General features: G+C 67.2%; 11 protein-coding genes and 2 pseudogenes. 11 read left to right on the top strand and 2 right to left on the bottom strand.

Annotated features, from left to right (window positions below; translation table 11 throughout):
• Positions 1-359 precede the first annotated feature (359 nt).
• Together ACN2C7_RS05445 and ACN2C7_RS05440 are read right to left on the bottom strand one after the other, a co-directional pair.
• Positions 360-1181, bottom strand: coding sequence for a flagellin (locus ACN2C7_RS05445; RefSeq protein WP_419320329.1), 822 nt, complete (start codon positions 1179-1181; stop codon positions 360-362).
• Between the two features lie 390 nt (positions 1182-1571).
• Positions 1572-1718, bottom strand: a pseudogene (locus ACN2C7_RS05440) (tryptophan 7-halogenase); the annotation flags it as partial.
• A 221-nt stretch (positions 1719-1939) separates the two neighbouring features.
• Between ACN2C7_RS05440 and ACN2C7_RS05435 the strand changes: the two are divergent.
• The 11 genes and pseudogenes from ACN2C7_RS05435 to ACN2C7_RS05385 all read left to right on the top strand — a co-directional run bounded on the left by ACN2C7_RS05435 (position 1940) and on the right by ACN2C7_RS05385 (position 11083).
• Positions 1940-3673: an IlvD/Edd family dehydratase gene (locus ACN2C7_RS05435; RefSeq protein ID WP_419320327.1), complete on the top strand. Its 1734-nt coding sequence runs from the start codon at positions 1940-1942 to the stop codon at positions 3671-3673.
• Positions 3673-4605: a 2-dehydro-3-deoxygalactonokinase gene (locus tag ACN2C7_RS05430; RefSeq protein WP_419320325.1), complete on the top strand. Its 933-nt coding sequence runs from the start codon at positions 3673-3675 to the stop codon at positions 4603-4605. Before ACN2C7_RS05435 ends, ACN2C7_RS05430 begins: the two co-directional genes overlap by 1 nt.
• A complete protein-coding gene (locus ACN2C7_RS05425; protein ID WP_419320322.1) occupies positions 4592-5218 on the top strand; it encodes a 2-dehydro-3-deoxy-6-phosphogalactonate aldolase in 627 nt (208 codons plus the stop codon). Before ACN2C7_RS05430 ends, ACN2C7_RS05425 begins: the two co-directional genes overlap by 14 nt.
• Positions 5219-5397: 179 nt before the next feature.
• Positions 5398-6126, top strand: coding sequence for a FadR/GntR family transcriptional regulator (locus ACN2C7_RS05420; protein WP_419320319.1), 729 nt, complete (start codon positions 5398-5400; stop codon positions 6124-6126).
• Between the two features lie 206 nt (positions 6127-6332).
• Positions 6333-6392, top strand: a pseudogene (locus ACN2C7_RS05415) (hypothetical protein); the annotation flags it as partial.
• Positions 6393-6576: 184 nt separating this feature from the next.
• A complete protein-coding gene (locus ACN2C7_RS05410) occupies positions 6577-6936 on the top strand; it encodes a hypothetical protein (protein ID WP_419320317.1) in 360 nt (119 codons plus the stop codon).
• A 195-nt stretch (positions 6937-7131) separates the two neighbouring features.
• Positions 7132-7485 carry a hypothetical protein gene (locus tag ACN2C7_RS05405; protein ID WP_419320315.1) on the top strand — a complete coding sequence of 118 codons (354 nt, stop codon included), beginning with the start codon at positions 7132-7134 and terminating at the stop codon, positions 7483-7485.
• 10 nt (positions 7486-7495) lie between these two features.
• Positions 7496-7963 (top strand): hypothetical protein, encoded by a 468-nt coding sequence (locus tag ACN2C7_RS05400; RefSeq protein WP_419320313.1) that lies wholly within the window; start codon positions 7496-7498, stop codon positions 7961-7963.
• A gap of 65 nt (positions 7964-8028) precedes the next feature.
• Positions 8029-9201, top strand: coding sequence for an acetyl-CoA C-acetyltransferase (locus tag ACN2C7_RS05395; RefSeq protein WP_419320312.1), 1173 nt, complete (start codon positions 8029-8031; stop codon positions 9199-9201).
• Positions 9202-9207: 6 nt separating this feature from the next.
• The gene (locus ACN2C7_RS05390; protein ID WP_419320310.1) at positions 9208-9840 is read left to right on the top strand and encodes a glutathione S-transferase family protein; all 633 of its coding nucleotides are present in this window, start codon (positions 9208-9210) and stop codon (positions 9838-9840) included.
• A gap of 124 nt (positions 9841-9964) precedes the next feature.
• Positions 9965-11083: an efflux RND transporter periplasmic adaptor subunit gene (locus ACN2C7_RS05385; RefSeq protein WP_419320308.1), complete on the top strand. Its 1119-nt coding sequence runs from the start codon at positions 9965-9967 to the stop codon at positions 11081-11083.
• Positions 11084-11095 lie beyond the last annotated feature (12 nt).

Genomic DNA, 11095 nt, shown 5'->3' with positions numbered 1-11095 from the left:
CGACGCCCAGGCGGAAACCCTCGTCCTTTCCTCGTCCGACAAGTCGCTTTTGATAACGTTGTCAGGCGAGAATGGGCAAGCCCGCTTTGCGGCGCCCCATCGCGGCAAGGCCCTGCTGAAACCCTCGCCGCTTGGGCTTTTGCTCGACAAGGGCGGCGCGAGAGCGGGACCCTACCCCATCGCTTCAGCAGCAATCTGCGTCAGGCTATGCGTCGGTGTTCGACGACCCAGCCTTCGGCTCATGATCCCGGCGTCGCCCATGAAAAAAGGGGCGGACACGAAGTCCGCCCCCTCTCAGGTCGCAGCCGTTGGCGCGTACGGGACAAGACGCGTCCCGTCGCTCCGGCCGTCGTCTTGGTTTAGCGGAACAGGCTCAGGATCGACGAGCTCGAGGAGTTCGCGATCGACAGCGCCTGGATGCCCAGCTGCTGCTTGGTCTGCAGCGATTGCAGGCGAGCGCTTTCCTTGGCCAGATCGGCGTCAACCAGGTTGCCCACGCCGGCGTCGAGGCTGTCTTGCAGCTTGCCGACGAAGGTCAGGTGGGTGTCCAGGCCGGTCGAGCTGGTGCCCAGCGAAGCCAGCTTGTTGGTCGCCGTGCCCAGCGCGTCCGTGACCGTGCCGATCATGGTCTTGGCCGCGGCGGCCGTGGTGAAGGTCGAACCGGTCGTGAGACCGATGCCGGCCAGGGTCAGGGTCTTGGCGTTGACCGTAAAGCCCGAACCGTCCGAGTTGGCCAGGAAGGTCAGCTTGGCGGTGGTGCCGTCGGCGATGCTGACGCCATTGAACTTGGCGTTCGTGGCGGCCTTGGTCACCTGATCGCGCAGGGATTCAAAGTCGGCCTTCAGAGCGTTGAAGCTGGAGGTGTTGAGCGAGGTGTCGGAAGCGGCCAGGGCCTTTTCCTTCATCTTGCCCAGCAGGTCGGTGATGGTGTCGCCGGCGGCCAGGGCCACGTCGATGGTCGACTGACCACGCTGCAGCGAATCCTTCACCGAGTTCATCGAGGACGCGGTCGCCGATTGATTCTTGGCGGTCGCCCAGATGGCCCCGTTGTCCTTCGCGCTCGCCACCTTCTTGCCGGTGGAGATGCGTTGCTGGACCTGTTGGGTCTCCATGTTCGTGGAGTTCAGGTTTTGCAGAGCGATAAGAGCGCCCTGGTTCGTGTTGATGCTGTTCAGCGCCATTACGAAGATTCCTTCTAGGAGGTCTCCGGTGTCGTTTTGACTACCGGCGGGCATTTCGCCCGACGATTAGTATCCAGCAGCAGTCTTTCTATTTGATTTAAGGCATAGTGTCGCATGCTTAATACACGGCAGATATTCGTTAATCCTAACGAGGCGCTAACCCGCCCTGAACGGCATTGATGAGTCTAACTAGACTCACAAATTCGCGCCGGCGGGCCGGGGAGTCTTGGATCGCCGTTAAAACTGGATTCACCAGAATCGACATCTCAACGCGGGGCGCGGCAATGCTCAGTTATGAACGCCGCGCGGGTCGGCAAACGTTCGACCGCCTTGGCGATGTGCTTCTTCATGCCGGCAGACGACCCGCCACATCGGCGGTCGAGCGCGTGTATCGTCGATGCCCAGCAGGTGGTTGAACAGCCGGATCGGCGGCACGGTCGCCTCGCCCACTCCGACCGTGCCGATCTGCTCGGACTCGATCAGGGTGATGGGGCCGTACGCGCCCTTCAGCAGCCGGGACAGGGCGGCGGCGGCCATCCAGCCCGCTGTGCCGCCGCCAACAATGACGACCCGACGCGGCGCGCGCTGATTCACCCGACTACCCCCTGAGAACCCCGCCGCATGAGGGCTCACCTCACGCGGCGGAGCAAGAAGACCAATCGGGTATTTTCAGCGGCGGTTTGCGATGGTCCAAATAATATTATAAATGAGCGCAAGAGGCGTTCGAGTGCCGGATCCAACCGGCGATAGGGATGGTTATGAGTGACGGTAACGCGGGCAAGCGCCTGCGCAGCAGCGGATCCTACGGCAAGCTGGATCGCGATGGCTTCATCCATCGCAGCTGGATGAAGAGCCAGGGCCTGCCTGACGACGTGTTCGACGGCCGTCCGGTGATCGGCATCTGCAATACCTGGTCCGAGATCACCCCCTGCAACGCCGGCCTGCGCGACATCGCCGAGCACGTGAAGCGCGGCGTCTGGGAAGCCGGCGGCCTGCCGCTGGAGTTCCCCGCCATCTCGCTCGGCGAGACCCAGATGCGGCCGACGGCCATGCTGTTTCGCAACCTGCTGGCCATGGATGTCGAGGAGTCGATCCGCGGCAATCCGATCGACGGCGTCGTGCTGCTGGGCGGCTGCGACAAGACCACGCCGGGCCAGATGATGGGCGCGGCCAGCGTCGATCTGCCGACCATCGTCGTCTCGTCGGGTCCGATGCTGAACGGCAAGTTCCGCGGCAAGGACATCGGTTCAGGCACCGACGTGTGGAAGTTCTCCGAAGCCGTCCGGGCCGGCGAGATGAGCCTGCCCGACTTCATGTCGGCCGAGAGCGGCATGAGCCGCTCGCCCGGCACCTGCATGACCATGGGCACCGCCTCGACCATGGCCTCGATCGTCGAGGCCATGGGCATGAGCCTGCCCTACAACGCCACCATTCCCGCCGTGGACGCCCGTCGCCGGGCCATGTCCCACGAGACCGGCCGCACCATCGTCCGCATGGTCCTTGACGGCCGGACCATGTCGCAGGTCGTCACCCGCGCCTCCTTCGAGAACGCTTTGCGCGTCCATGCCGCCATCGGCGGTTCGACCAACGCCGTGATCCACCTGCTGGCCCTGGCGGGTCGCCTGGGCGTGGACCTGACGCTGGAGGACTTCGACGTCCTTTCGCGGGACGTGCCGCTGCTGGTCGACCTGCAGCCTTCGGGGCGCTTCCTGATGGAAGACCTGCACTATGCCGGCGGCCTGCCCGCAGTGATGAAGGCGCTGGAGCCCTTCCTCGACCCGACCGCCCCAACGGTCACCGGCGCCCCCATCGGCGCCCAGTACGAAAAGGCTGAGGTCTGGAACGCCGAGGTGATCCGCCCGCTCGACGCGCCGGTGAAGGCCGACAGCGGCATCTGGGTGCTGCGCGGCAACCTGGCCCCCGGCGGCGCGGTGATGAAGCCCAGTGCGGCCAGCCCGCACCTGCTGAGCCATCGCGGCAAGGCCGTGGTCTTCGAGTCCATCGAGGACTTCCGCGCCCGCATCGACACCCCCGATCTGGAGGTCGACGAGACCTCGATCCTGGTCCTCAAGGGCTGTGGTCCCAAAGGCTATCCGGGCATGCCGGAAGTGGGCAACATGCCGCTGCCGACCAAGCTGCTGGAGAAGGGCGTCAAGGACATGGTTCGCATCAGCGACGCCCGGATGAGCGGCACGGCCTTCGGCGCCGTCATCCTGCACGTCTCGCCCGAGGCCAATGCCGGCGGCCCCCTGGCCATCGTCCGCAACGGCGACGAGATCGTGTTCGACGGCCCCAGCCGCAGCCTGAACCTGCAAATCTCGGACGCCGAGATGGAAGCCCGACTGGCCGTCTGGCGCGCCAACCCGCCGCCGGTGGCGACGCGCGGCTACGCCAAGCTTTATATCGACCACGTTCTTCAGGCCGACAAAGGCTGCGATCTGGACTTCCTGGTCGGCGCCTCCGGCTCGGTCGTCACCCGCGAAAGCCACTGATGGACCCGTCAATCTCGATCTTCGGCGACTGGGGCACCTCGCGGCTTCGCCTGTATCTGCGTCAGGGCAAGAGCGTGCTGGATCGCCGGGATGGTCCCGGGGTCAGCGCGCTGACCAAACCGCCGGAACAGACCTTCCTCGATCTGGTCGGCGACTGGCGCGAGGCCGGCCCGTCGGGCGCAATCCTGTGCGGCATGGTCGGCTCGCGCATCGGCTGGGTGGAAGCCCCCTATGCTCCCTGCCCGGCCACCGCCAATGACCTGCGCGAACGGGTGCTGAAGATCGAGGCCGACGGCCTGCCGGTGTCGATCATCCCGGGCCTGTCTTGCGTCAATCCGCTGGGCGGTCCCGACGTGATGCGCGGCGAGGAAACCCAGATCCTGGGCGCCCTCGAACTGCATCCCGCCCTGAAGACCGGCCGCCACCTGCTGGTCCTGCCCGGCACCCACAGCAAGTGGACCGTGGTCGAAGACGGCGCGATCACCGGCTTTCTCACCGCTCCGGTCGGCGAGGCCTTCGCCCTGCTGCGCCAGCACTCGACCCTGGCCGCCGGCGTCGCCGCCGACGTGCAGGGCTCGGACGCGGGCTTCGCCATGGGTCTGGCCCGGATCGTCGAAAAGGGCCCCGCCCTGCTGCCGCACCTGCTGTTCGAGACCCGCGCTCGCCAACTGCTGGACGGCCTGCCCGCCGCCGACGCCATGGGCTTCCTGTCGGGCCTGCTGATCGGCGCCGACGCGGCCGCCGCCCGCCAATGGTTCGGCGCGCTGGGGCAGGTGACTCTGGTCGGCGCCCCGACCCTGAATGAGTTCTACGGCCAGGCCATTGCCGCCCAGGGCGGCCACACCGTGGCTGTCGATGGCGACGCCGCCGTGCTGGCCGGCCTCTCCGCCTTGTCCTCCTCCAAGAGCAACGAGTCCCATGTCCTCGCCTGAAACGGTCACCGCTCCCCCGCCCATCGTGGCGATCCTGCGCGGCGTGAAGCCCGATGAAGTCGTGGCCATCGCCAAGGCCCTGGTCGAGGCCGGCATCCGCGCCATCGAGGTGCCGCTCAACTCGCCCGATCCGCTGGAGAGCATTCGCCGGCTTTGCGAAGCCTATGGCGATGTCGCCCTGTGCGGCGCCGGCACCGTGCTGACACCCCAGGCCGTGGATGATGTGGCGGCGGTCGGCGGCAAGCTGATCGTCACGCCCAATACCGATCCCGAGGTCATTGCCCGCGCCGTGGCGCTGGGCCTGACCGCCATGCCCGGCTTCGCCACGCCGTCCGAGGCCTTCGCGGCCGTCAAGGCGGGCGCCAGGGCGCTGAAGCTCTATCCGGCCAGCAGCTTTGGTCCCAGCCACATCAAGGCGGTCAAGGACGTGCTGCCCAAGGACATCCTGGTCTATGCCGTCGGCGGCGTGGGGGCGGCCAATCTGGAACCGTGGCTGACCGCAGGCGTGGCCGGCATCGGCGTGGGCGGCGAGCTCTATCGACCCGGCTATTCGGCCCAGGAGGTCGGCCAGAAAGCCGCCGCCCTGGTCGCGGCCTGGAACAGCCAGACCTAAGGCGCCCCGCCAACAAAGCATCGCTCCTGCATTGCAGCCAAAGAACGATGCAAGATTGGTCAGACAACTGCGGGAGAGCCGTGTATTCGTGTGACGCACCCCTTGTTCCGGGCCTGAACGAACCACGCTAAACAGGACCGATTCAGATCGCGCCGACCCGCAGGAAAGACGACTAGCCGATGCGTACCCAGCCTGGCCTCAGTTTGACCTACGGTCTGGTCGAGGCGCTGGGTCAGGCTATTGTCACGGGCGAATATGCCACCGTCGGCTTCCCCACCGAAGGCGAACTCGCCAAGCAGTTCGGAGCCAGCCGCACGGTCACCCGCGAGGCGGTCAAGATGCTGACCGCCAAGGGCCTGCTCAGCGCCCGTCCGCGCCACGGCACCGTCGTCGAGCCGGAGGCGGACTGGAACCTGCTGGACCCCGACGTCCTGCGCTGGCTGCTGGAACGCAAGTTCTCCCTGCGCCTGCTGGCCGAATTCACCGAGATGCGCCTGGGCATCGAGCCCGCCGCCGCCGCCCTGGCCGCCCGCAACGCCGACGAGGCGGGGCTGGAAGAGATCCGCAAGGGCCTGCGCCGGATGAAGGCCGCCGCCGAGGGCGAGGACGACGCCCTTTCGGCCGACATCGCCTTTCACATCTCGATCCTCAACGCGACCAAGAACCCGTTCTATCGCGAGCTGCACGAGCTGGTGAACACCGCCCTGCGCATCTCGATCCGGTTCACCAACCGCATCAAGGGCCGCACCGCCAGCATCCCGTCGCACGAGGATGTGGCCGAGGCGATCATCGCCCGCGACGCCGACAGGGCCTCCACCGCCATGCGGCTGATCATTGTCGACGTGCTGGAACTGATCCGCGCCGCCTCGCCGTCCACCGAGTCGGAAGCCGCGCGCCGCGAGGCGTGAGCCGTTGCAGCTGTCTCGATACAGCCTCAACCGATCTCGAAACGGACGATGTCGTCGCCCGATAGCGACGGCGGCTTGCTCCGAGCTGCGGCAACGCCTTAGATCAAAGGATGGACAAGGGGGCGATCCATCCGGGCGAAGCCGCCATCGGCCTTGATCGGCTCACCGAGCGTGAGCGCGAATGCCTGCGCCTTGTTGATCGCCACATGAGCTCCAAGGAGATCGCCCGCGAACTGGGCCTCTCCAAGCACACCGTGGACTGGCATCTGGACAAGGCCCGCAAGCGCCTGGGCGCGCCCGACCGCTACGCCGCCGCGCGCCTGGCCAGCGACCGGATCTCGCCGCCCGCCCCCGATACCCCCCCTCCGATCGGATCGGGGTCCTATCCGTCGCGGCTAGGCGACGCTCTCTCCTCGCGGTCAGCTGACCGTATTGAGGAAGGAGCGTTCAGTGACCGAGTTGAACCCACACCAGAAGGATGCGATCGGCCGGGTGGCCCATCTGCACGAGGACATACGGCGCTTCCAGCAGAGCTGGCCCGCGCTGAACACGCCCCCCGACCAGACCCCGCCGTTCACCTGGGGGCAGCTGGAGCGGCAGCTTTCCAGCCTGTCGGCGACCCCGAACAGCGCGGCCATGGTCCGCGACCTGGTGACTGCGACCCGCAAGCAGGCGCCGTTCAAGCCGGCGGAAATGGTGCTGCGCGAGATCCTGTGCATCGCCAGCGCGGTGATGGACGAGACCTTCCGGGACACGCCGGAACACCCGGACTGCTACTCCCCGGACTTGGAGGAGGGCCCAATGCGCTAACACCGCTCAAGCGCCTGACCTTCATCGGCGCCGTGATGATCGTGACCGCCTTCGCGTTCGGTTCGATCCTGGCGGGGCTGCACGCCCTGCAAGCCATCGCGCCCTAAGACCCGCGCCCTCCGGCCCGGGCTCAAAAGCCAACACGTCTTCATCCCTTTGCAACGCGCCGACCCCGTCGGCGTGAGGAGATCACTCATGCTCAAGCAACGCCGCCTGGCCGCCGAGACTGTGGCCGAAGCCCTGTTCGCCGCCGAAAAGGCCATCGACGCCGCCATTGCCAGCACCGCCGCCCTGGCCGGTCTGATGCCCGCCAGTCGCCAGGACGCCAACATCTCGGCCTTGGTCGGCCAGGACGCCCTGATGGCCGCCATCGAAACCATGCAGGCCCTGGGCTTGGCGCGCGGCAATATCGTCGACACCCACAGGCGCCTGTCGGTCGCTCAGCGCGATATCGGCCTGGCCGCCGTGTCGTTCGGCAATGCCGGGGACAAGCCGCCTTCGCCCGAAGGTCGTCTGAGCCTGACGGCGGTGGAGACCAGGGCGGCCTGACCAAGGCGCGGTGACGACGGTTGCAATTGACATCAACCCCGTCACCCTGCGGCGGATGATCTTTCATTCGCTGTATCAATGGCTGGGAATCGTCTGTCTGGCCGTGGCCGCCGCGCCGGCGATGTGGCGCGGCGGCTGGCCCGAGCGGACGGCGGCGATCGCCATGGTCGCGGCCTGGCTGGGCAGCGGCCTGGTCCAGAACGGCATGCAGCTCTGGGGCCTGCAGATCGGCGTGATGCTGATCGACCTGGTCCTGCTGGCCGTGCTGCTGGCCATCGCCCTGAGGTCGGACCGCTGGTGGCCGATGTGGGCCAGCGCCTTTCACGGCCTGGGCGCCCTGCTGCATTTCGCTGTGCTGGTTGACGCCAAGGTCTGGGGCCGGACCTATTTCATCGCCGGCAGCCTGTTCAGTTTCCTGACCCTGGCGGCCCTGCTGGTCGGCGGGATCAACAGGATGCGTCGCCCCCTCGCCGACTGACGCCGCGTCACGGAAGACAAGCCCCTGGATTTCTGGTCCGCTCCCGCAAAACAGGGAGAAACACCATGGGCGAAGCCTATATCGTCGCCGCCGCACGTACCGCCGGCGGCCGCAAGGGCGGGCGACTGGCCGGCTGGCATCCGGCCGATCTGGCCGGCGCGGTGCTGGATGCCCTTGTCGACCGCAGCGGCATCGACCCGGCCCTGATCGAGGACGTGATCCTGGGCTGCGTGGGCCAGGTGGGCGAGCAGGGCATCAATATCGCCCGCAATGCGGTGCTGGCCTCGCGCCTGCCCGAAAGCGTGCCGGCCACCTCGGTGGATCGCCAGTGCGGCTCGTCGCAACAGGCCCTGCATTTTGCCGCCGCCACCGTGATGTCGGGAGCCATGGACGTGGTGATCGCCGCCGGCGTGGAAAGCATGACCCGCGTACCGATGGGTCTGTCCTCGGCCCTGCCCTACAAGAACGGCTTCGGGACCTATATGAGCCCGCGCATTCAGGAACGGTATCCTGACATCCAGTTCAGCCAGTTCGCCGGCGCAGAGATGATCGCCCGCAAGTATGATCTGAGCCGCGAGGCCCTCGACGCCTTCGCCCTGTCCAGCCACCAGCGCGCCATCGCCGCCACCAAGGCCGGCAAGTTCGCCGCCGAGATCGTGCCGCTGGAAATTGCCCTCGCGGATGGTGCGATCGAGCAGCACACCACCGACGAAGGCATCCGCTATGAGGCCACCCTGGAGTCGATCGGCGGCGTCAAGCTGCTGCAGGAAAACGGCCGCCTGACCGCCGCCACCTCCAGCCAGATCTGCGACGGCGCGGCCGGCCTGCTGGTGGTCAATGAGCGGGGGCTAAAAGCCTTGGGTGTCGAGCCGCTGGCCCGCATCCACCACATGACCGTTATCGGCCATGACCCGGTGATCATGCTGGAAGCCCCGATCCCGGCCACCGAAAAGGCCCTGAAACGGGCCGGCATGAAGGTCGACGACATCGACCTCTACGAGGTCAACGAAGCCTTCGCCTCGGTGCCGACCGCCTGGCTGCAGGTGCTAGGCGCCGATCCGGCCAAGCTGAACGTCAATGGCGGCGCCATCGCCCTGGGCCACCCCCTGGGCGGCTCGGGGGCCAAGCTGATGACCACCCTGGTCCACGCCCTGCGCGCCTCGGGCGGCCGCTATGGTCTGCAGACCATGTGCGAAGGGGGCGGCCTGGCCAATGTGACCATCGTCGAGCGGCTCTAGGCCCCTATGATCACCCTCTACCACTGCCGCGACGCCAGGTCCTTCCGTCCGCTGTGGGCGCTGGAAGAGCTGGGGCTTGAGTACGACCTCAAGCTCCTGCCCTTCCCGCCGAGGTTCCTGGCGCGGAAGTTTCTCGACGAGAACCCGCTGGGTACGATCCCGCTGCTGATCGACGGCGACACCCGGATGACCGAGTCCGCAGCGATGATCGAATATCTGTCGATGCGCCATGGTGAGGGACACCTCTCGGTGGGGCCCCAGGAGCCCGGTTATGGCGCCTATCTGAACGGCCTGCATTTCGGCGAGGCCACCCTGACCTTTCCCCAGACCCTGGTGCTGCGCTATTCGCGCCTTGAGCCCGAGGAACGCCGCAACCCCCAGGTCGCCGCCGACTATGCCCGCTGGTTCCTGTCGCGACTGAAGGGGCTGGACCTGATCCTGAAAGACCATGCCTTCGCCGCCGGCGACCGCTTCACGGGCGCGGATATCTCGATCGCCTACGCCCTGCTGCTGGCCACATCCCTGGGTCTTTCGGACGATTTTCCGCCCGCCGTCGCCGCCTATTGGACGCGGATGAGCGACCGTGAAGGGTTCAATCGCGCCCTGACGGCCCAGTCGGGCGCCGCGCCAACGCTCTAAGCCGCGCCTCCATATCGTCTTACGATCATTTAACTCAGCGACCCACGCTTTGTCGGCTAGAAGGCCCTGAAGGCTTTCTGGGACATCGGGGACGATCGTGGTTTACGGGATCAAGGGGCGCGTCATGCGTTCGAGCGCGCTGGTTGTGGTCCTGAGCCTGGGCGCCCTGACGCTTGCCGGCTGCGGCGACGACAAGAAGCCCAAGAAGGCCGCGCCCCCGGCTGGAGCGACCGCGACCCAGACGGTCAGCATCGCCACCGTCGTCTCGCAATCCGTGCCTCGCCAGATCAACGCCACCGGCACCATCTCGCCTTGGGAAGAGGTCGTCGTCGGCGCCGAGACGGGTGGTCTGACGGCTATCTCGGTCAATGCCGAGGAAGGCGACACCGTCCAGGCCGGCCAGGTCCTGGTCAAGCTCAACGACACCCTGCTTTCGGCCCAGATGCGCCAGCAGGACGCCGGCGTCGCCAGCGCCAGGGCCACCCTGGCCGAGGCCGAAGCCTCCCTGCGCCGCTCGCGCGAGCTGCAGGCCAAGGGCTATCTGTCGCAAGCCTCGCTGGACACCAGCCTGGCCAGGCAGCAGACCGCCAACGCCCAGGTGGCCTCGGCCGAGGCCGCGCGCGGCGAGACCGCCGCCCGCCTGGCCCAGACCGCCATCCGCGCCCCGGTGGCGGGCCTGATCAGCCGTCGCAACGTCACCAAGGGCCAGATCGTCAGCACCGGCGCTGAAGTCTTCCGCATCGTGCGTGACAGCCGCCTGGAACTGGACGCCGAGATCCCCGAGACCGATCTGGCCCTGGTGAAGGCGGGCATGGCCGCCACCATCGTCTCCGACAAGGTGGGCCAGACCACCGGTCGGGTGCGCATCGTCACCTCCGAGGTGAATGGCCAGACCCGCCTGGGCGTCGCTCGGGTGGCGCTGTCCAGCATGGGCGGCTTCCGCACCGGCATGTTCGCCCGCGCCACCATCCAGGCCGGAGACCAGGCTGCCCTGACGGTTCCCAGCGCCTCGGTGCTGTATCGCGAAAACCGTCCCGGCGTGTTCGTGCTCGACGCCAAGAACCACGCCCGCTTCCGGCGCATCGCCATCGTGGCCGCCACGGCCGACATGATTGCCGCCACCGGCTTGACCGCCGGCGAACGTGTGGTCGTCGAGGGCGCCGGCTTCCTGGGCGAAGGCGACGCTGTGCGGATCGGCAGCGCTGTCCCGACGGCGTCGGCCGCCGCCAAGTCGGCCCGCTAGGAGCCTGACGCG

Origin of the sequence: Caulobacter sp. ErkDOM-E, assembly GCF_048541895.1 — a bacterium.
Taxonomy (GTDB): domain Bacteria; phylum Pseudomonadota; class Alphaproteobacteria; order Caulobacterales; family Caulobacteraceae; genus Caulobacter.
This window is presented reverse-complemented; position numbering and strand designations above follow the sequence as displayed.